Annotated in this window: 16 protein-coding genes; 10 read left to right on the top strand and 6 right to left on the bottom strand. The window is 70.0% G+C overall.

Features of this window, described 5'->3' with window-relative positions; genetic code table 11:
* Positions 1–107: 107 nt before the first annotated feature.
* From ACPCXD_RS07180 to ACPCXD_RS07160, 5 genes are all read left to right on the top strand, one after another.
* The gene (locus tag ACPCXD_RS07180; protein ID WP_229567958.1) at positions 108–821 is read left to right on the top strand and encodes a class III extradiol dioxygenase subunit B-like domain-containing protein; all 714 of its coding nucleotides are present in this window, start codon (positions 108–110) and stop codon (positions 819–821) included.
* On the top strand, positions 818–1,780 hold the full coding sequence (gene miaA, locus ACPCXD_RS07175; RefSeq protein WP_229567959.1) for a tRNA (adenosine(37)-N6)-dimethylallyltransferase MiaA: 963 nt from the start codon (positions 818–820) through the stop codon (positions 1,778–1,780). Before ACPCXD_RS07180 ends, miaA begins: the two co-directional genes overlap by 4 nt.
* A 10-nt stretch (positions 1,781–1,790) precedes the next feature.
* Positions 1,791–2,657, top strand: coding sequence for a diaminopimelate epimerase (gene dapF / locus ACPCXD_RS07170; protein ID WP_088898215.1), 867 nt, complete (start codon positions 1,791–1,793; stop codon positions 2,655–2,657).
* A 106-nt stretch (positions 2,658–2,763) separates the two neighbouring features.
* Positions 2,764–4,230 carry a GTPase HflX gene (hflX, locus tag ACPCXD_RS07165; RefSeq protein ID WP_229567960.1) on the top strand — a complete coding sequence of 489 codons (1,467 nt, stop codon included), beginning with the start codon at positions 2,764–2,766 and terminating at the stop codon, positions 4,228–4,230.
* Positions 4,230–5,270, top strand: coding sequence for a YjiK family protein (locus ACPCXD_RS07160; protein ID WP_088898214.1), 1,041 nt, complete (start codon positions 4,230–4,232; stop codon positions 5,268–5,270). The genes hflX and ACPCXD_RS07160 overlap by 1 nt, the downstream gene beginning before the upstream one ends.
* Before the next feature lie 2 nt (positions 5,271–5,272).
* Here ACPCXD_RS07160 and ACPCXD_RS07155 read toward each other — a convergent pair whose 3' ends face one another.
* The 4 genes from ACPCXD_RS07155 to ACPCXD_RS07140 all read right to left on the bottom strand — a co-directional run bounded on the left by ACPCXD_RS07155 (position 5,273) and on the right by ACPCXD_RS07140 (position 9,461).
* Positions 5,273–5,530 (bottom strand): HPr family phosphocarrier protein, encoded by a 258-nt coding sequence (locus ACPCXD_RS07155; RefSeq protein WP_006551308.1) that lies wholly within the window; start codon positions 5,528–5,530, stop codon positions 5,273–5,275.
* 78 nt (positions 5,531–5,608) lie between these two features.
* Positions 5,609–7,699, bottom strand: a complete 2,091-nt coding sequence (locus ACPCXD_RS07150) for a PTS fructose transporter subunit IIABC (protein ID WP_160875953.1) — start codon at positions 7,697–7,699, stop codon at positions 5,609–5,611.
* A gap of 8 nt (positions 7,700–7,707) precedes the next feature.
* Entirely contained in the window at positions 7,708–8,697 is a 990-nt protein-coding gene (gene pfkB / locus ACPCXD_RS07145; RefSeq protein ID WP_145691771.1) for a 1-phosphofructokinase, read from the bottom strand.
* Positions 8,694–9,461 carry a DeoR/GlpR family DNA-binding transcription regulator gene (locus tag ACPCXD_RS07140; protein WP_145691770.1) on the bottom strand — a complete coding sequence of 256 codons (768 nt, stop codon included), beginning with the start codon at positions 9,459–9,461 and terminating at the stop codon, positions 8,694–8,696. The genes pfkB and ACPCXD_RS07140 overlap by 4 nt, the downstream gene beginning before the upstream one ends.
* Positions 9,462–9,593: 132 nt before the next feature.
* On the opposite strand from ACPCXD_RS07140, the gene ptsP reads away from it, so the two are divergent.
* The 3 genes from ptsP to ACPCXD_RS07125 all read left to right on the top strand — a co-directional run bounded on the left by ptsP (position 9,594) and on the right by ACPCXD_RS07125 (position 13,953).
* Positions 9,594–11,261, top strand: a complete 1,668-nt coding sequence (gene ptsP, locus ACPCXD_RS07135) for a phosphoenolpyruvate--protein phosphotransferase (RefSeq protein WP_145691769.1) — start codon at positions 9,594–9,596, stop codon at positions 11,259–11,261.
* Positions 11,262–11,346: 85 nt separating this feature from the next.
* Positions 11,347–12,639 carry a uracil-xanthine permease family protein gene (locus tag ACPCXD_RS07130; RefSeq protein WP_423659040.1) on the top strand — a complete coding sequence of 431 codons (1,293 nt, stop codon included), beginning with the start codon at positions 11,347–11,349 and terminating at the stop codon, positions 12,637–12,639.
* Positions 12,640–12,810: 171 nt separating this feature from the next.
* A complete protein-coding gene (locus ACPCXD_RS07125; protein WP_016692710.1) occupies positions 12,811–13,953 on the top strand; it encodes an acyl-CoA dehydrogenase family protein in 1,143 nt (380 codons plus the stop codon).
* Positions 13,954–14,032: 79 nt separating this feature from the next.
* On the opposite strand, the gene lexA is transcribed toward ACPCXD_RS07125, so the two are convergent.
* Positions 14,033–14,743 (bottom strand): transcriptional repressor LexA, encoded by a 711-nt coding sequence (lexA, locus tag ACPCXD_RS07120; RefSeq protein WP_145691767.1) that lies wholly within the window; start codon positions 14,741–14,743, stop codon positions 14,033–14,035.
* Positions 14,744–15,341: 598 nt separating this feature from the next.
* On the opposite strand from lexA, the gene ACPCXD_RS07115 reads away from it, so the two are divergent.
* Entirely contained in the window at positions 15,342–15,611 is a 270-nt protein-coding gene (locus ACPCXD_RS07115) for a LysM peptidoglycan-binding domain-containing protein (RefSeq protein ID WP_059381490.1), read from the top strand.
* 193 nt (positions 15,612–15,804) lie between these two features.
* Positions 15,805–16,275 carry a transcriptional regulator NrdR gene (gene nrdR / locus ACPCXD_RS07110; protein WP_059381265.1) on the top strand — a complete coding sequence of 157 codons (471 nt, stop codon included), beginning with the start codon at positions 15,805–15,807 and terminating at the stop codon, positions 16,273–16,275.
* Between the two features lie 12 nt (positions 16,276–16,287).
* On the opposite strand, the gene hrpA is transcribed toward nrdR, so the two are convergent.
* Entirely contained in the window at positions 16,288–20,181 is a 3,894-nt protein-coding gene (hrpA, locus tag ACPCXD_RS07105) for an ATP-dependent RNA helicase HrpA (protein ID WP_423659037.1), read from the bottom strand.
* Positions 20,182–20,207: the final 26 nt, after the last annotated feature.

Raw genomic sequence — 20,207 nt, 5'->3', positions numbered from 1 at the left:
ATGGTCTACCGCCGGTCGATCCCGGGGTTCCGCGATCGTGTCCGCCCACTATTGAAACAGGTCGTGTCGATGCAGGGCGCCGGGTCCGGTGGACTACGGTTGCCGATGTGTTGACCGCCGCGGCGTTCGTGCCGTCCCCACCGCTGCTCGTCCCCGAGCTGACCGGTCTCGCCGCGTCCGAGACCGACGATCTGCGCGAGGCGGTTCTCGAGGTCGGTCGCAGCCTGTCCGATGCCGCGGAATGGGTGGTCGTGGGCGCCGAGTCGGCCGAACAGACCGTTCCCTCCACCGCGCGCGGGACCTTCCTCGGGTTCGGAGTCGACGTCACCGTGCAGCTCGGTCCCGAGGCCGCCGGCGAACCCGATCCCGAGCTCGCATTGACCGCTCTGGTGGCCGGCTGGATCCGCGACCGCACGGCACCCGGCACCCGCGTGACGACCCACGTGGTGGCCGTCGACGCGGACGCCGCGCACTGCGCCGATCTCGGCCGCGACCTGCGCACGGCGCTCGACCGCGACGATCTGCCGCGCGCACTGCTCGTCGTCGCGGACGGAGCGACCACCCTCACGGCCAAGGCGCCCGGCGCCTACGATCCTCGCGCCGAGGACGTCGAGGCCGTCCTGGCGGCGGCGCTCGCCGCCGGCGACCCGGAGGCGCTCGCGGCGCTCGACCCCGACCTGTGTTCGGACATCAAGCTGACCGGACGCGCCGCCTGGCACGTCCTGGCGGCCGCCCTCGGCGAGCGCCCGCGCTCGGCGTCCGTCACCTACTCCGCCGCGCCCTACGGCGTGGGCTACCACGTGGGGATCTGGACACCGTGAGCGCAGAAAACACCGGTCCCGCCGACACGCTCGTCCCGATCGCGGTCGTGGGTCCCACGGCCACGGGCAAGTCCGATCTCGGACTGGACCTCGCCGAGGTGCTCGGCGGCGAGATCGTCAACATCGACGCGATGCAGCAGTACCGCGGCATGGACATCGGGACGGCCAAGCTGCCAGCGGACGAGCGTCGCGGCATCCCGCACCATCAGCTCGACGTCCTCGACGTCACCGAGACCGCGACGGTCGCCCGCTACCAGCAGGCCGCGATCGCCGACGTCGAGGCGATCCTCGGCCGCGGTCGCCTCCCGATCGTCGTCGGTGGATCGATGATGTACGTGCAGGCACTGCTCGACGAATGGCAGTTCCCGGCGACGGATCCGCAGGTCCGCGCCAAGTGGGAGGCGGTGCTCGAGACCGAGGGACTCGCAGCGGTCCACCGGGCACTGCAGAGCGCCGATCCCGCCGCCGCGGCGACGATCCTGCCCACCGACGGCCGCCGCATGGTCCGCGCGCTCGAGGTCGTCGAACTGACCGGGCAACCGTTCGCGGCGTCGCAACCGACGATCGGTGAGCCCCGTTGGGGCACCGTGATCCTGGGCGTCGACCGCGACACCGCCGAGCTGGACGACCGCATCGCGCGGCGCACGGACCTGATGTTCGAACGCGGCCTCGTCGACGAGGTGCACGGACTCCTCGAAGTCGGCCTGCGCGAGGGTGTCACGGCCCGTCGCGCGATCGGTTACGCGCAGGTCCTCGCGTACGTCGACGGGGAGTACGACCTCGATCACGCGCGCGAGCGGACGTTCATCGGGACCCGGCGCTACGTACGACGGCAACGCTCGTGGTTCCGCCGCGACCCGCGCATCCACTGGCTCGACGGCGCCGACCCCCACCTGCTCGACGCTGCCCTGCGGGCCGTCCGGGACGCACGCACATCACCGGCCTCACCAGCCCGATAAGGTAGCGCGCATGGAGTTCAGCAAAGGGCACGGAACCGAGAACGACTTCGTGATCCTTCCCGATCCCGACGCGCGCCTGGACCTCGACGCAGGCCGGATCGCCGCCCTGTGCGACCGGCGTCGCGGGCTCGGTGCCGACGGTGTGCTCCGCGTCGCCCGTGCCGGTGCGCTGGTGTCGGCCGGCGTGCTCGGAGAACTGCCCGAGGGCACCGGGGCGGACGACTGGTTCATGGACTACCGCAACGGCGACGGATCCATCGCCGAGATGTGCGGCAACGGTGTGCGGGTGTTCGCGCACTATCTCACCGCGCACGGGCTCGAGAACCGCCGCGAGTTCGTCGTCGGCAGCCGCGCCGGAGGCAAGCCCGTCACGGTGCACGAGACCGGACCTGTCCTCGGCGAGGTGACCGTGGACATGGGGACCGTGCGCACCCTCGGCGAGTCGGCGGCGACCATCGACGGACGGGTCTACCCGGGCATCGGCATCGACGTCGGCAACCCGCACCTCGCGTGCGTGGACCCGCACCTGAACGAGACGAGCCTGGCCGGTCTCGACCTCACCTCGCCCGGCTTCGACCCGGGCTTCTTCCCACACGGCGTCAACATCGAGTTCCTGACCCCCATCGCGGCCGGAACGGTCCACATGCGCGTCCACGAACGCGGCGTGGGGGAGACCCGCTCGTGCGGAACCGGCACGGTCGCCGCGGCCGCTGCGGCCCTGCGCTTCGACGGCGCATCCGAGGGCGCGGTGCGGGTCCGGATCCCGGGCGGCTCGGTCGAGGTGCGGATCGAGGACGGTCACGCCTGGCTACGCGGACCGTCGGTGCTGGTCGCGGTGGGTGAACTCGACGACACCTGGTGGTCGGCGCCGAACTGATCGGCACCGATCGGCCCTGCTGAGGCGCACTCGGGTATGCCCCTGCGCGAATGCGGCGGAAAAACTCGAATGCACCGATTCGGGCTTCGTGACACCATGGAGGTGTATGACGAACACACAGCGCACGCGCCGCGCAACCACAGATGACAGCACTTCGACCGCGTACGACGCATCCGGAGGCTGGACCGCCGAGGATCCGTCCGTCGGCGAGATGCAACTCGAAGACCGTAGCGCGTTGCGGCGTGTGGCCGGTCTGTCCACCGAACTCGAGGACATCACCGAGGTCGAATACCGTCAGCTCCGACTCGAGCGTGTCGTGCTCGTCGGTGTCTGGACGGGCGGAACGGCCGCCCAGGCGGAAGCGAGCCTGGCCGAGTTGGCCGCGCTCGCCGAGACCGCGGGCTCCGAGGTCCTCGAAGGCCTGGTCCAACGTCGCGACCGGCCCGATGCCTCCACCTACATCGGCTCCGGCAAGGCCGACGAACTCCGGGAGATCGTCCTGTCCACCGGCGCCGACACCGTGATCTGCGACGGCGAACTCACCCCCGCCCAGCTCACCGCGCTGGAGAAGGTCGTCAAGGTCAAGGTCATCGACCGGACCGCGCTGATCCTCGACATCTTCGCCCAGCACGCCACCTCGCGAGAGGGCAAGGCACAGGTCTCCCTCGCGCAGATGGAGTACATGCTCCCGCGTCTGCGCGGCTGGGGTGAATCGATGTCGCGGCAGGCCGGTGGCCGTGCCGGCAGCAACGGCGGTGTGGGCCTGCGCGGTCCCGGTGAGACGAAGATCGAGACCGACCGTCGCCGGATCCGTGAGCGGATGGCCAAGCTCCGTCGCGAGATCAAGGCGATGAAGGCCGCGCGCGACACCAAGCGCACCCGGCGTCTGCGCAACAAGATCCCGTCCGTCGCGATCGTGGGATACACCAACGCCGGTAAGTCGAGCCTGCTCAACAAGCTCACCGGCTCCGGTGTCCTGGTGCAGAACGCACTGTTCGCGACCCTCGACCCGACGACCCGCCGGTCGGCGCTGCCCGACGGCCGCGAGTACGTGCTCACCGACACCGTCGGTTTCGTCCGGCACCTCCCGACCCAGCTGGTCGAGGCGTTCCGGTCGACCCTCGAGGAGGTCGCCGACGCCGATGTGCTGCTCCACGTCGTCGACGGCTCCGACCCGATGCCCACCGAGCAGATCAAGGCGGTGCGCGAGGTCGTCACCGAGGTGCTCCGCGAATCGGACGCACCGCCGCCGCCCGAACTGATCGTCGTCAACAAGATCGACGCCGCCGACCCGGTCACCCTGACGCAGTTGCGCAGCGCGATCCCCGGCGCGGTGTTCGTCTCCGCGCACACCGGCGAGGGCGTCGAGGAGCTGCAGACCCAGCTCGCGGGTCTGCTCGAGGATCCCGACGTCGAGGTGAAGCTGCTCCTGCCGTACACCCGCGGTGATCTGCTCGCGCGCATCCATTCGGACGGTCAGATCCTGTCGTCCGAGCACGAGGTGGACGGCACGCGGGTGCACGCGAAGGTGCCGGCCGCGCTGGCGTCGGCATTGGTCGACTTCGCGGCCTGATGCGGGTCGTGCGCCGGGCGGCGCTGCTCGCTGCCGTCGTGGCGTTCGTGCCGGCCCCGAACGCCGGCGCGCAGGACACCGCGATCCCGGCCGCGGATCTGCCGACCGAGATGCTGTGCACTCCCGACGATCCCGCGCTCGCCGAACTGTCCGGCCTCGCGACGATCGGCGACCGGCTGTTCGCGACCCCCGACGCCGGAGAGGACGAACGCATCGTCGAACTCGACGGGGATTGTGCGGTTCTGCAACGGATCCCGTCGCCCGTCGATCCCTACGACGTCGAGGATCTCGCCGCGGGTCCCGACGGCCGGTTGTGGCTCGGCGATCTCGGCGACAACACCCGCGTCCGCGAGACGATCGCGCTCATCTCCCTCGACCCCGACACCGGGCAGGGAGATCTGCACCGGCTGACCTATCCCGACGGTCCCCGCGACGCCGAGACCGTACTCGTCTCCGCGACAGGCGAACCGATCATCGTGACGAAGGCGCTGTTCGGATCGAGCAATGTCTACCGGCCCGCACGCGGACTCACGATCGACGGCCTGCCCGTCCCGGGACCGGCCCCCCTCGAGAAGGTCGGATCGCTGGCACTCGGACCGTCGGACACCCCCGGCGGTCCCGTTCCCGGTGCGTCCTCCTCGATGGTCACCGGCGGTGCGGTCAGCGCCGACGGGACGGTCGCGGCGGTCCGCACCTACACCGACGTCTACCTGTTCCACGTCCCCGACGGCGATCTCGCGTCCGCTCTGGTCGCCGGTCCGCGCTTCCGCGTCCCGATCCCGGACGAACCGCAGGGCGAAGCCGTCGCCTTCACCGCCGACGGTGACCTGGTCACCGCGTCCGAGCGCGGCGCGGCAGGCACGGAGAATCCACCGATCCATATCCGTCGCGGTGCGACCGATCTCTTCGCACCCGCGGACGACGATGCCGCGGACGAGATGTCGTCCGCGGCACTGCCGGTAGTCGGTGCGGGCGTGGCAGCCGGGGTCATCGCGCTCGGGGTCCTCGGACTCGTCGTCCGGCGCCGCGCCCGCGGCTGAGATCAGGCGTCGAGGTCTGCGGCGACCAGTTCCGCGACCTGCGCGAGGACCGCGTCGTCGTCGCACGAGATCGTGACCTGCGTGCCCTTTTCCGCGCCGAGCGTCATGATCATCAGGGCCGAACCGGCGTCGACGGGCTCGCCGCCGTCGACCGCGAGGGTCACCGGGACACCGGCCGCGACCACGGCCTCGGCGATGATTCCTGCGGGACGGGCGTGGAGGCCGATGGACGAACCGACGGCAACCGTGGTGCTGGGCATGTGAATCTCCTTCGTGGTGGGGAAGTGCAGGGCGTCGATCAGGAAGATGTCGCTGTGATCACGAGCGTGCGGCTGTGATCAGGAGTGTGCCGCTACGGGCTCGGGGTTCGTCTCGTCGGCGGCTTCCCGGGCGGGACGGGTGATCGACTTGGCGATACTGACCGCGAGTGCGGCGACCACCGTGCCCGCCGCCAGCGCGATCAGGAACCACACGACGCGGTCCATCGCGAACAGCACGAACAATCCGCCGTGGGGAGCGGTGAGCGTGACACCCGTCGCCATGACGATTCCGCCGGTCACTGCGCCGCCGAGCATCATCGACGGGATCACCCGGAACGGGTCGGCCGCGGCGAACGGGATGGCGCCCTCCGAGATGAACGACGCACCGAGCAGCCATGCAGCCTTGCCGTTCTCGCGTTCGGCCGTGCTGTAGAGACGCGGACGCACCAGCGACGACAGTGCCATGGCGAGCGGCGGCACCATGCCGGCGGCCATGACCGCCGCCATGATCTCGAGCGAACCGGTGTTGGCGACGTCGAGACCCGCGACCGCGAAGGCGTAGGCGGCCTTGTTGACCGGTCCGCCGAGGTCGAAGCACATCATCAGGCCGAGGATCGCGCCGAGCAGCACCGCGGAACCGCCGGACAGACCGTTGAGCCAGTCGGTGAGACCGGTCGTGATCGCGGCCAGCGGGCGACCGAGCAGCAGGAACATGAGCCCACCGACGATCAGACTCGCGAGCAGCGGGATGATCACCACGGGCATCAGGCCGCGCGCCCAGGTGGGCAGCGGGATGCGTCCGACCCACAGGGCCGCGAAGCCGGCGATGATGCCACCGACCAGACCGCCGATGAAACCGGCGCCGACGAAGACGGCCACCGCACCGGCGGTGAAGCCCGGAGCCAGACCCGGACGGTCCGCGATCGCGAAGGCGATGTACCCGGCCAGTGCCGGGACGAGGAACGAGAACGCCAACGAGCCGATCTGGTACAGCACCGCACCGAGATAGGTGCCGAGCCCACCTTCGGGGAGGTTGGTGAGCGTGTTGTCGAGGACGATGTCGGCGGCCGAGTCGGTGATGTCGGGACCGGCGAGCAGGAAGCCGAGGGCAATGAGCAGTCCACCGGCCGCGACGAACGGGATCATGTAGCTCACGCCGGTGAGCAGGATCTGCCGCAGCCGGGTACCCCAGCCGAGGTCGCTGCCGCTCTCCGACTCACCCGCCGCGGCGCCGGAGGTGCCCTCGACGGTGCGTGCGGACGGATCGGTCGCGGCCCGCAGGGCCTCGTCGACCATCGTGTCCGGTTCGTTGATCGCGCGCTTGACGCCCGACGCGATCACGGGCTTGCCGGCGAACCGTTCGCGGCCCTTGACGCCCACGTCGGTGGCGAAGATGACGGCGTCGGCACCGGCGATCACCTCGGCGGGCAGGGGAGTGCTGCCGCTCGATCCCTGCGTCTCCACCCGGACCGTCACGCCCGCGCGTTCACCGGCGGCGGCCAGCGCGTCGGCGGCCATATAGGTGTGCGCGATGCCGGTCGGGCACGCGGTGACCGCGACGATCGTGCGGCCTCCGGGCTGTTCGGCGCTCTGCGGAGGCGCGACCGCCGGCTTCGCGGAGGCTGCCGGTGCCGGCTGTTCCGGCGCTGCGGCCGAGCCGGCAGGAGCGCTGCTCGACGGCGCCGGTCGGGGCGGGAGGACGTCCTCGACCAGCGCGATGACCTCCTCCGCGGACGCGGCCGCGCGCAGCGACGCGACGAAGTCGGGGCGCACGAGTGCACGAGCGAGAGCGGTGAGGAGCTTCATGTGGTCGCCCCCCGCCCCTTCGGGCGCGGCGATGAGGAAGACGAGGTCGGCGGGTCCGTCGGGCGCACCGAAGTCGGCCTTCGGGGACAGTCGGGCGAAACCGAGCGACGGGGTGGTCACCGCTTCGCTGCGCGCGTGCGGGATCGCGATCCCGCCGGGAAGACCGGTGGCGGACTTGGCCTCCCGATCGAGAACGGCCGCGGTGAGTGCGTCGGCGTCGGACGCGCGACCGTTCGCTGCGAGACGCTCGGCGAGCGCGACGATGACGGAGTTCTTGTCGGATCCCAGGTCGGCATCGAGCGAGACGAGTTCCGTGCCGATGATCGAGGAACCGCCTGCGGAGCCGGAGGTGGTGTCGGACATGACGTTCCTTAGGAGTGGGAGGGGAGCGGTCGGGGTCGGCGGTGGACGTCGGTGACGTGCACTCGGGATGGATCGACGGAATCGGGTGTGGGCAAGGCTGTTCCGGGGAGTGCGACGGCCGCGGTCCCGTACGCCACGGCGAGGCGCAGGCACTCGTCGGGTGTGTGACCGGCCTGCTCGGCGAGCAGATATCCGGCGAGCGACGAATCGCCCGCCCCGACCGTGCTGCGGACCGTGACGTCGTCGGCGGTGGCGCGCCACGCGCCGGTGGCGGTGACCAACACTGCGCCTGCACCGCCGAGGGTCGCGAGCACCGCGCCGACACCGCGTTCGACCAGCACGCGTCCTGCGTCGACCACGGCGCCGACGTCCCCCGCGGCGGCACCGGATTCGAGTTCGTGGGCGTCGGCGCCGGTGAGCTGGGCCAGTTCGTCGGAATTCGGCTTGATCACGTCCGGGGCCGCCGCGGGGAACCGCTCGGCGAGGGCGAGCAGTGGCCGCTCGGAGGTGTCGACCGCGATGCGGCATCCGAGGCCGCGCAGTGCACCTACGAGATCGGCATACCACGATTCGGGCACACCGGGAGGAAGAGAACCGGACAGGACGGTCCACGCCGCTCCCTGAGCGCATTCGAGCAGGACGGCGTGGAGCTCGCCCAGCGTGCGTCCGGTGCAGGGGGTTCCGGGTTCGTTGAGCTTGGTGGTGGTGCCGTCGGGTTCGGCGACGGTGATGTTGTTGCGCGTCGGTCCGGAGGTGGGCACGGCCCGATGGGCGATGCCCTGGTCGTCGAGCGCGGCGAGCAGAGGATCGCCGGCGTTGGCCGGGAGCACGGCGACGACCTCGGTCGTCGCGGCGTGCAGCACACGAGCGACGTTGATCCCCTTGCCGCCCGGATCGACGGTGGATCGCTCGGTTCGATGCACCCTCCCGCGCTCGAGAGGGCCCGTCAGCCCGACCGTGCGATCGAGACTGGGGTTGGCCGTGAGCGTGACGATCATGCCGTCACCACCTCGATTCCGTGTTCGATGAGTTGCCGACGGTCGGTGTCGTCGAGGTCGGTGTCGGTCACCAGGACGTCGATCGGTTCGAGCGACGCGAAGCTCAGCAGATTGCGCCGACCGACCTTCGACGAGTCGGCGACCACGACGACGCGGTCGGCGGTACGCACCATCGCGCGCTTGACCGCGGCCTCGTCGGCGTCGGGGGTGGACAGGCCGTGGTCGATGCTGAGGGCATTGGTGCCGATGAACGCCACGTCGACGTGCACCGTCGACAAGGTGGCGAGGACCTCGGCGCCCACCGCGGCCTGCGTGACACCGCGGACACGACCGCCGAGCAGGTGCAGCTGCACGGTGCTCATCGCGGCGAGGCGCGCGGCGATCGGCACCGAGTTGGTGACGACGGTGAGGTCGACCTCGGGCGGCAGCGCTCCGACGATCCTGCCGGTGGTGGTGCCGGCGTCGAAGAGCACGCTTCCGCCGGTGGGCGGGAGGAAGGACGTCGCGGCCGCGGCGATGCGGTCCTTGTGTTCGGCGCGGGTGTGCTCGCGTTCGGAGAGGGCGGGCTCGGCCACCGAGAGCGAGGCGGCCGGGATCGCGCCGCCGTGGACGCGCCGCACGAGGCCCAGGCGTTCGAGGTGCGCGAGGTCGCGGCGCACCGTCTCGGTGGTGACGCCGTACCGGTCGGCGAGCACTGCGACCGATACGCGGCCACGAGCCGCCACCAGCGCTGCGATCGCCTGCTGCCGTTCCTCTGCGTACACCGACACTCCTGAGGGTACCCGATTTGTGGGAAAACAATGTTGGTTTATGTTGTTTTACGCCCGTCTGTGTTGACATGTCAAGGCTTCCGAGTAATCTGAGTCACAACGAACTACTGCGGTGAGGAGATCTCCATGGAGCAGTCGGCGTCCGTCCTGCACGGCACCCCCGTCGTCCCCGGTATCGGATACGGGCCGGTCATCCGTCCCGTCGCGCGTCCTGTGGTCCCGGCCCAGGGCACCTCGATCCCCGACACGGCGCGCGAGGCCGAGGTGGGCCGATTCGAGGACGCCGCGAAGGTCGTGGCCGAGCGACTGCGGGCCCGCGCCTCGCGTGCATCGGGCGCCGCGGCAGAAGTGCTCCAGGCCACCGCTGTGCTGGTCGAGGACCGCGCCTGGCGCGGAGCGGCCGCGACGAAGATCCGCTCCGGCACCGATGCGGTCGGCGCCACCGTCGCCGCCACCGACCAGTTCGCGGCCCTGTTCGAGAAGATGGGCGGACTGCAGGCCGAGCGGGTCACCGACCTGCTCGACATCCGCGACCGCGTGATCGCCGAACTGCAGGGCGCCCCCGAACCCGGGCTCGAGATGCCCGACACGCCGTCCGTGCTCCTCGCGACCGATCTCGCACCCGCCGACACCGCCGGGCTCGACCCGTCCGTGGTCGTCGCGCTGGCCACCTCCCTCGGAGGACCCACCAGCCACACCGCGATCATCGCGCGCCAGCTCGGCATCCCGTGCGTCGTCGCGGTGGCCGGCCTCGACGACGTCCCGGCCGGCACCGAGGTGCTGGTCGACGGCGCGACGGGCCGGATCGTGCTCTCCCCGGACAGTGGCGAGGCCGCGGCCGAGGTCGAACGCGACCGCGTCGAGCGCGAGCGGGTGGCGGGGTGGTCCGGTCCCGGCGCCACCGCCGACGGTCACCCGGTCGAGATCCTCGCCAATGTGCAGGACGGATCCGGTGCCGTCGCGGCGCGCCGGACGCCGGCGCAGGGCGTCGGTCTGTTCCGCACCGAACTGTGCTTCCTCGACCGCGACACCGAACCGACGGTGGACGAGCAGACCGACATCTATGCGGAGGTCTTCGAGGCGTTCGAAGGGCGGAAGGTCGTCCTGCGGACCCTCGACGCCGGCTCCGACAAGCCCCTCCGGTTCGCCAACCACCCCGACGAGCACAATCCCGCCCTCGGAGTCCGCGGTATCCGCATCACGACCACGGCGCCGGGAGTCCTCGATCGCCAGCTCGACGCGGTGGCCGCGGCCGCCGCGCGTACCGGCGCCACGCCGTGGGTCATGGCGCCGATGGTGGCGACCGTTTCGGAGGCCGCCGATTTCGCCGCGCGCGTACGCGAGCGCGGACTGTCACCGGGCGTCATGATCGAGGTTCCGTCCGCCGCCCTGCTCGCCGACCGATTGCTCGAACACCTGGACTTCCTGTCGATCGGCACCAACGACCTCGCCCAGTACACGATGGCGGCCGACCGGATGTCGCCGCAGCTGGCCGCACTCACCGACCCGTGGCAGCCCGCGGTGCTCGCGCTCGTGGCCCGCGCGGCACAGGCCGGGGCGGCCGCGGGCAAGCCGGTGGGGGTGTGCGGCGAGGCGGCGGCCGACCCGCTCCTCGCCTGCGTCCTGACCGGAATGGGCGTGACCTCCCTGTCGTGCGCCGCCTCGGCGGTGACGGGTGTCGGGGCCCGGCTCGCCTCGGTCCCGATGGACCGTTGCCGCGAGGCGGCCGAGGCGGTCCTCGCGAGCGACGACCCCGTCGCGGCACGGGCCGCGGCAGCGAAACTGCTGGACTGAACGGCAAGGCCGGGACGGCCGGTTCCACGCGGCCGGGACGGCCTGTTCCACGCGCCCGAGGCTGCCGGTTCTACGATGACCTGTCGTGACCGAACGAGCGAACACGACCGGACGCACGACCACACGCCGCGGCTGGACCCTGCACGGCGACGGGCGTCGTATCAATCCCGGTGCGGTGGTCGCACCGCACGAGCGACTGTCGTGGCCGCGCACCATCGGCATCGGGATGCAGCACGTCATCGCGATGTTCGGCGCCACCCTGCTCGTGCCGACGATCACCGGCTTCCCCGTCACGACGACGCTGCTCTTCTCCGGTATCGGCACCGCGCTGTTCCTGCTCATCACGCGCGGCCGGGTGCCCAGCTATCTCGGTTCGTCGTTCGCGTTCATCGCGCCGCTCAGCGCCTCGGCCGGGTCCGGTCCGGCAGCGCAGCTCGGCGGAATCGTCGCCGTCGGCATCGTGCTGGTGCTCATCGGTCTGATCGTCAAGGCGGCAGGTTCGCGCATCATCGACGCGGTCATGCCGCCGGTGGTCACCGGGGCGATCGTCGCCCTCATCGGCCTCAATCTCGCGCCGACCGCCACCGGCTCGTTCGAAGCCCAACCGCTCGTCGCCACGATCACGCTCGTGGTCACGCTGCTCGTGACAGTGGTCGGCCCGGGCATGCTCGGCCGCCTCGGCATCCTCGTCGGTGTGATCGTCGGATGGATCTTCGCGGCGTTCACCGGGGCGATCGCGTCGGAACGCATCGACGCCATGCGGGACGCCGCCTGGTTCGGTCTGCCCGACCTGCGCGCCCCCACCTTCGAACTGTCGGTCGTGCTGCTGGCGCTGCCCGTCGTCGTCGTGCTGGTCGCGGAAAACGTCGGCCACGTCAAGGCGGTCGCCGCGATGACCGGCCGGAACCTCGACGACATGGCCGGCAACGCGCTCATCGCCGACGGCCTCGCGACCACCCTCGCCGGTGCGGGCGGCGGCTCGGGCACCACCACCTACGCCGAGAACATCGGCGTCATGGCGGCGACGCGCGTGTACTCGACCGCTGCATACGCCGTCGCGGCGGTCACCGCTGTGGTGCTGGCCTTCTCGCCGAAGTTCGGTGCGCTGGTGTTCACCGTGCCCGACGGTGTCCTCGGTGGCGCGACCCTCGTGCTCTACGGCCTGATCGGCATCCTCGGCGTCCGCATCTGGACGGAGGCGAAGGTCGACTTCACGGATCCGGTCAACCTCACGGTCGCAGCCGCGGCGCTCGTCGCCGGCATCGGCGACCTGACCCTGTCGATCGGCTCGGTCGAACTCGGCGGTATCGCCTGGGGGTCGATCGGCATCCTCGTCGCGTACCCGCTGCTGCGCAGACTCGCCGATCTGCGCCGCTGACCGGCGCCCGGCGCGACGGCCGACACCGACCCGTGCCCGCGGGCCGTTCGATACCGACGGGCGCCCGCCGGGGTCGTCCGGGTCACAAAATGCGCTCGGTTGTGTCAGCGTCACCGCGCGCTCGGCTGCATACCGTGAGTATGTCGAACGACGTCTCACACAGGAGCGCAGATGGAACGCACCCTTTTCGAGCCCGAGCACGACCTCTTCCGGGAGTCGTACCGGAAGTTCCTCGAACAGGAGGTGGCCCCCTTCCACGAGCAGTGGGAGAAGGACAAGATCGTCGACCGTGAGGTGTGGAAGAAGGCCGGCGCGCAGGGCTTCCTCGGCATGGCGGTGCCGGAGGAGTACGGCGGCGGTGGCATGGACGACTTCCGTTACAACGCCATCATGGCCGAGGAGACCACCAAGCTGGGCTTCAGCGGTCTGGGCTTCATGCTGCACAACGATGTCGTCGCTCCCTACCTGCTCGAGCTCGCGAACGAGGAGCAGAAGAAGCGCTGGCTTCCGGGCTTCTGTTCGGGTGAGCTGATCACAGCCATCGCGATGACCGAGCCCGGCACCGGCAGCGACCTGCAGGGCATCAAGACCCGCGCGGTGCGCGACGGTGACGACTGGGTCCTCAACGGCGCCAAGACGTTCATCACCAACGGCATCCACTCCGACCTGGTGATCGTCGTCGCCTGCACCGACCCGGAGAAGGGCGCCCAGGGCTTCTCGCTGCTCGTCGTCGAGCGCGGCATGCCGGGCTTCGAGCGGGGACGCAACCTCGACAAGATCGGCCTCGACGCGCAGGACACGGCGGAGCTCAGCTTCAACGACGTCCGCGTCCCGGCGGCCAATCTCCTCGGTCAGGAGGGCATGGGCTTCATCTACCTGATGCAGAACCTGCCGCAGGAGCGCCTGGCGATCGCGGTCGTCGCCGCGGCTGCGATGGAGCGCGTGCTCGACGACACGATCCAGTACTGCCGCGACCGCAAGGCCTTCGGCAAGCCGATCGGCAAGTTCCAGAACACCCGCTTCGAGCTCGCCGAGCTCGCCACCGAGACCCAGCTCGCCCGGGTGTTCGTGGACCGGTGCATCGAGCTGCTCAACGAGAAGAAGCTCACCGTCCAGGAAGCCGCGATGGCCAAGTACTGGACCACCGACAAGCAGGTCGAGCTGATCGACCGCTGCCTGCAGCTGCACGGCGGCTACGGCTACATGCGCGAGTACCCGGTCGCCAAGGCGTACCTCGACGCCCGCGTGCAGAAGATCTACGGCGGCACGAACGAGATCATGAAGGAAGTCATCGGGCGCGGCCTCAACGTCTGAGGCACGTACGAGAAAGGCCGGGGTGGCTCCGCTCAGCGGAGCCACCCCGGCCTCGTTCCTCTCCGGGTGCACCCGGGAATCAGATCTTGCGGACGACCGTGACGACCTTGCCGAGAATGACGGCGTCGTTGCCCGGGATCGGTTCGAACATCGGGTTGTGCGGCATGAGCCAGACGTCGCCGTCGACCCGCTTGAACGTCTTGACGGTGGCCTCGCCGTCGAGCATCGCGGCGACGATGTCGCCGTTGTCGGCGACGTTCTGCTGCCGGACGACCACCCAGTCGCCGTCGCAGATGGCCGCATCGATCATCGACTGGCCGACGACCTTGAGCAGGAACAGCGAGCCCTGACCGACGAGTTCGCGCGGCAGCGGGAAGACGTCCTCGACCGATTCCTCGGCCAGGATCGGGCCACCGGCAGCGATCCGGCCGACGACGGGAACCATTGCCGCCGAAGGAATGTCGTCGGTCGACGAGCCGGCGACCACCTCGGGGGAGGACTCGGCTGCGGGGGTGGGCTCGAGACCGCGGACGTCCACGGCACGCGGACGGTTCGGATCGCGGCGCAGGAAGCCCTTCCGTTCGAGGGTGCGCAGCTGGTGCGCGACGGAGGACGTGGAGTTGAGCCCGACGGCGTCGCCGATCTCGCGGATGCTCGGTGGGTACCCCCGTTCGCTGACGGAATCGCGGATGACCTCGAGCACACGACGCTGACGCTCGGTGAGGCTCGCGGTGGGATCGTCGGTCGTGGGTCCGCCCCGGCGGGCTGTGGATGTTCCGTCCGCCTTCATCGTGACCTCCGTGCGGCGAGTGTCGGATGGGTTGCAAGTTGCCTTTCGAATCTATCGAGATCCCGCGCGTATATCAAACAGATGTTCGAGATTCACCCTCCGAGGAGCTGTCGTCGGGGTGCGACTCGTGGTAGAACATTCGAACAGACTTTCGTTCGAACACATGAGCGACTGATCGAACGGGGTCGTGAGACCACGCACAGCGACACGGACGGGGTCGGAAGACCACGCACAGCGACACGGAGGATTTCCGATGAGCAGAGCGGTTCGGATCGACACGGCGGTTCCGGTGGGTACGGCGCGACAGGGCGCTGTGGCCCGAACCGGTGCCTCAGTCCGGACGAGCACGGCAGGACGGACCGTCACGGGCCCGCCCGGAGCAGGTGCACCCGGGGCGGCGGCGTATCGCATCCGGCCGATCGCGACGTCGACGCTGCCTCATCGCACCCGTGTCCCGGCGCGGACGAGACCGCGCGTCGCCGCGCCCACGCGCGAATATCGCGAATATGTCGCCGCACCCTCGCGCGAACCCCTGCACCGTCGCTCGGAGATCACGCCGCGCAGTCGCCGGCCTGCGGAGGGGACGAGTTGGCGGCAGATGGCCGCGACGGTGCTCCTCACCGCGCTCGCGACGACGATGCTCCTCGTGCTCGCCCACGTGCGTACCGATGAGGTGATCTCGCAGGGCGCCGGCACCACGGTCACGGTCGTACGCGAGGGGGAGAGCCTGGAGGCGTTGGCCGCTCGCGTGTGGCCCGATGCTCCGGTCGACGTCACGGTGGCGAGGATCGCCGACCTCAACTCGCTCGACGGTACGGCCGTGCAGGCCGGAAGCCGTCTCCTCGTGCCGGATTCCTCCCGGGGATGAGGGTGTCGTGGCCCTGCCCGACCCGCGATCCGCGCCCGAACCGGACAGGCGGGTATTGTCTAACACTGTCAGTCACACCACTCCGTGTGGTTGCGGCGGTGTCGGCCCACTCGCGGGTGGAGACGGTTCCGGTCGGGAGACATTGCTTCGGCGCCGACGTCGCGACCCGCACGGGCACGACGAAGGAACCGACATGTACTGCCCGTATTGCCGCCACCCCGATTCCCGGGTGGTCGATTCGCGCGAGGCAGACGAGGGTGCCGCGATCCGTCGTCGGCGGGCGTGTCCCGAATGCGGGCGCCGCTTCACCACAGTCGAGACGGCCGTGCTGTCCGTCGTCAAGCGCAGCGGCGTGACCGAGCCGTTCAGCCGCGAGAAGGTCGTGCGCGGCGTGGCCCGTGCCTGCCAGGGACGCGATGTCGACAACGATGCGCTCAACAAGCTCGCGCAGCAGGTCGAGGACGCGGTGCGGGCGAAGGGATCCCCCGAGGTCCCGAGCCACGAGGTGGGACTGGCGATCCTCGGGCCCCTGCGCGATCTCGACGAGGTCGCCTATCTGCGATTCGCCTCGGTCTACCGTTCCTTCAGTTCCGCAGAGGATTTCGAACGCGAGATCCAGGAACTGCGCGAGCACAAGAAGTCCCGCTCGGACGCGACCGACTGACGGTTTCGGTCGCTACCGGATCGCGTCGATCGCCTTCAGGACGCGCTTCTCCGACACCGGGATCCGCGTCCCGAGACCCTGCGCGAACAGGCTCACGCGCAATTCCTCGATCATCCAGTAGATCTCGACCACCTCGGGTGCGGCACGTCGCTCCTCCGGCAGTCGTGCGAGCAGCTTGTCGTAGGCGCCGTAGACGCGATCGAGCACATCCATTCCCGCCGCGTCGCGATGCGCGCTTGCCGGCAACGCCTCCAGGCGCTGCGCGGCCGCGGTGAGGTAGCGCGGCAGGTCGGCGATCCGCCGCGATCCGAGGTCGGTGACGAAGCCGGGGAACAGCAACGACTGCAGCTGTTCGCGTACGTCGTCGGCAGCCTCGCCGTTCGACCGATCGAGGAGCACACCCGCCTCGTGGGCGCGGGACAGCACGGGCACAACCGCTTTCAACAGACGGGCCACGCGCCCCGGCAGATGTGAGCGCACCGTGGCCGCGAGCGCCTCGAACTCCTCGGGTGTGCGCACGGGAGCTCCGTGCGCGGCGATGAGTTCGTCCACCGCGCAGGCACGGCAGTCCTCGATCAGCGCTTCGAACGATCCGTCCGGGTTCCGCCCGAGCGCGAGTCGCTCCATGTTGGTCAGTCCCGAGGTCACGGCCTTCGCCTTCGTCGGTGCCGACGACAGAAGCAGGGCACGCAACCCCTGACGCGTCGCGTTCTGCTGGGCCTGCGGTGTGCTGAGCACGCGCACCGCGACGCCGTCCTTCTCCGCAACCAGGGCGGGATAACCGGTGACCTTCCGGCCGCCGACCTCACGGGTGACGGTCTCCGGCAGGTTCCCGAGGGTCTCGGCCGTCCACACCACCGCCGCGGGACGTTCGGTGCCCGCAGCGGCGCGCGAGACCTCCGCTTCGACCCGCGGAGCCAGCTTCTTCCGCAGCGCCGCCAGACTCTTGCTGCGGCCCAGCACGGTGCCGCGTTCGTCGACCGCCGCGAAGGTCATCCGCAGATGGTCGGGCAACGCACCGGTATCGAAGTCCGAGGGCTCGATCGTGCACCGGCCGAGCCGCGACAGCTCGCGGGCCATCGCGTTGACGAGCGGTTCGGAGCGCGGCGTCACCGACGCGAGGGCGGCCGCCGCGAAATCGGGAGCCGGGACGACCTGCCTCCGAAGGTGTTTCGGCAGGGTCTTGATGAGGGCCGTCACCAGCTCGGTCCGCATCCCGGGTACGAGCCAGTCGAAACCGACGGACTTGAGGTTCGCGAGCAGCGCGACGGGGACGCGTGCGGTGACGCCGTCCTCCTCCGTGCCCGGCTCGAACTGGTAGGTGAGGGGGAACTGGATCTCGCCCTGACGCCACGCATCCGGGTAGTCGCCCTCGAGCACCGACGCGGCGTCCTGGTTCACCACGGTGTCCGGCGTGAACGTCAGCAGGTCGGGTTGCTGCTTCCGGGTCTTCTTCCACCACGTGTCGAAGTGCCGGGCCGAGATCGCCTCCGGGCCCACCCGCTGGTCGTAGAAGTCGAACAGGGTCTCGTCATCGACGACGATGTCGCGCCGGCGCGCACGGTGTTCGAGTTCCTCGACGTCCTCGAGCAGCGCCCGGTTGTCGTGGAAGAACTTGTGCTGCGTGCGCCATTCGCCCTGCACGAGGGCGTGGCGGATGAACAGCTCTCGCGAGACCTCCGGATCGATCCGTCCGTACGGCACGGGACGCTGGGCGATCAGCGGGATGCCGTAGAGCGTGACGCGTTCGTAGGCCATCGCCGACTCTCGGCGCGTCGACCAGTGCGGCTCCGAGTAGGTGCGCTTGACCAGGTGCGGAGCGAGCTTCTCGACCCATTCGGGTTCGATGCGCGCGGCCGTCCGCGCCCACAGCCGTGAGGTCTCCACGAGTTCGGCCGCCATGACCCAGCGCGGAGGCTTCTTGAACAACGACGATCCGGGGAAGATCGCGAACCGTGCGCCGCGGGCACCGAGGAAGTCGCGCTTGTCGCCCTCGCGAAGACCGATGTGCGACAGCAGGCCTGCGAGCAGCGACTTGTGGACGTCGTCGGGATTCACGTCGCGGTGGTGCGTCTGCCAGCCCATGTCGACCGTGATCTGACGGAGCTGCCCCTGCAGGTCCTGCCACTCACGGATCCGCAGCCAGTGCAGGAACTCGTCGCGGCACAACCTGCGGAACCTGCTCGACGACAGTTCCCGCCGTTGTTCCTTCAGGTAGTCCCACAGCCGCAGGAAGGCCAGGAAGTCCGAGCCCTCGACGGCGAACCGGGCGTGCTTCTCGTCGGCGGCCTGCTGGAACTCGGTCGGGCGTTCGCGCACGTCCTGGATCGACAGGGCCGCGACGATGATGAGGACCTCGCGCAGGCATCCGTTGCGGTGGCCTTCGACGATCATGCGGGCCATGCGCGGATCGACGGGCAGCCGGGCGACCTCGCGGCCCGTCGCGGTCAGGCGCGGCGTCTCGCCCTTCTTCGCGGGTTCGAGCGCGCCGAGCTCCTCGAGCAGAGCGATGCCGTCGCGGATCGCGCGGGGATCCGGGGCCTCCACGAACGGGAACGCCTCGATGTCGCCGAGACCGAGCGCCGTCATCTGCAACACCACCGACGCGAGGTTGGTGCGCAGGATCTCGGGTTCGGTGAATTCCGGCCGGCCGTCGAAGTCGTCCTCCGAGTACAGACGGATGCAGATGCCGTCGGCGACGCGACCGCAGCGCCCGGCACGCTGCCGCGCCGAGGCCTGCGAGATCGGCTCGATCGGCAGTCGCTGCACCTTCGTCCGCACCGAGTACCGCGAGATACGGGCGGTGCCGGGGTCGACGACGTAGCGGATACCGGGAACCGTCAGGGACGTCTCGGCGACGTTGGTGGACAACACGACCCGCCGACCCGTGTGCGGTGCGAAGACCCGGTGCTGTTCGGCCGCCGACAGACGTCCGTAGAGCGGGAGGATCTCGGTGTTGCGGAGCTTGCGGTCGCGCAGTGCGTCGGCGGTGTCGCGGATCTCGCGCTCGCCGGAGAGGAAGACCAGGATGTCGCCGTCGCCTTCGCGCTGGAGTTCCTCGACGGCCTCGCACACCGCGTCGACGGGGTCGCGGTCGACGAGCGTGTCGCCCACCTCGACGGTCAGCGGCCGATAACGCACCTCGACGGGATAGGTGCGGCCGGAGACCTCGACGATCGGGGCGGGCGTGCCGTTCGCGTCGGCGAAGTGGCGCGCGAAACGTTCGGGGTCGATCGTCGCCGAGGTGATGATCACCTTCAGATCGGGGCGACGCGGAAGCAGCTGCGCGAGATAGCCGAGCAGGAAATCGATGTTGAGGCTGCGCTCGTGCGCCTCGTCGATGATGAGCGTGTCGTACCGGCGCAGCAGGCGGTCGCGCTGGATCTCGGCGAGGAGGATGCCGTCGGTCATCAGCTTGACGAGTGTCGACTCGGTGACCTGATCGTTGAAGCGCACCGTGTACCCGACGGCGTCGCCGAGCTCGGTGTCCAGTTCTTCCGCGAGTCGCTCGGCGACGGCGCGCGCGGCGATACGGCGCGGCTGGGTGTGGCCGATCAGGCCGCGAACCCCGCGCCCGAGTTCGAGGCAGATCTTCGGGATCTGCGTCGTCTTGCCCGAACCGGTCTCACCGGCGACCACCACGACCTGGTGGTCGCGGATCGCGGCGGCGATGTCGTCCTTGCGCTGCGAGACCGGCAGGTCCTCGGGATAACGGATCTCCGGGACCGACGACGCACGGGACGCGAGCCGGGTGCGGGCGTTCTCGATCTCGGAGGCGACCTCGGTCAGCGCCTCGCCGCCCCGCGCCCGGTCGAGCCTGCGACGGAGGCGGTTCTCGTCGCGGAGGGAGACCTCGGACAGGGCAGCGCGCAGTTCGCGACGATTCGGGGCGGGGGAGATGGACATGCTGATCACACAGCCTAGCGAAACGA

The organism is Rhodococcus sp. AB351, from assembly GCF_049538275.1.
GTDB lineage: Bacteria > Actinomycetota > Actinomycetes > Mycobacteriales > Mycobacteriaceae > Rhodococcus.
Note: the sequence above shows the minus strand (reverse complement) of the source record. Positions and strands in the feature narration are given on the sequence as shown.

Bases quoted from the DNA above. Each gene is read 5' to 3' on its own strand.
- nrdR (WP_059381265.1), top strand. From the start codon at position 15,805: ATGTACTGCCCGTATTGCCGCCACCCCGATTCCCGGGTGGTCGATTCG.
- pfkB (WP_145691771.1), bottom strand. From the start codon at position 8,697: ATGATCGTCACGCTCACGGCCAACCCCAGTCTCGATCGCACGGTCGGG.
- ptsP (WP_145691769.1), top strand. From the start codon at position 9,594: ATGGAGCAGTCGGCGTCCGTCCTGCACGGCACCCCCGTCGTCCCCGGT.
- lexA (WP_145691767.1), bottom strand. From the start codon at position 14,743: ATGAAGGCGGACGGAACATCCACAGCCCGCCGGGGCGGACCCACGACC.
- ACPCXD_RS07160 (WP_088898214.1), top strand. From the start codon at position 4,230: ATGCGGGTCGTGCGCCGGGCGGCGCTGCTCGCTGCCGTCGTGGCGTTC.
- ACPCXD_RS07155 (WP_006551308.1), bottom strand. From the start codon at position 5,530: ATGCCCAGCACCACGGTTGCCGTCGGTTCGTCCATCGGCCTCCACGCC.
- ACPCXD_RS07125 (WP_016692710.1), top strand. From the start codon at position 12,811: ATGGAACGCACCCTTTTCGAGCCCGAGCACGACCTCTTCCGGGAGTCG.
- hflX (WP_229567960.1), top strand. From the start codon at position 2,764: ATGACGAACACACAGCGCACGCGCCGCGCAACCACAGATGACAGCACT.
- ACPCXD_RS07115 (WP_059381490.1), top strand. From the start codon at position 15,342: ATGGCCGCGACGGTGCTCCTCACCGCGCTCGCGACGACGATGCTCCTC.
- ACPCXD_RS07150 (WP_160875953.1), bottom strand. From the start codon at position 7,699: ATGTCCGACACCACCTCCGGCTCCGCAGGCGGTTCCTCGATCATCGGC.
- hrpA (WP_423659037.1), bottom strand. From the start codon at position 20,181: ATGTCCATCTCCCCCGCCCCGAATCGTCGCGAACTGCGCGCTGCCCTG.
- dapF (WP_088898215.1), top strand. From the start codon at position 1,791: ATGGAGTTCAGCAAAGGGCACGGAACCGAGAACGACTTCGTGATCCTT.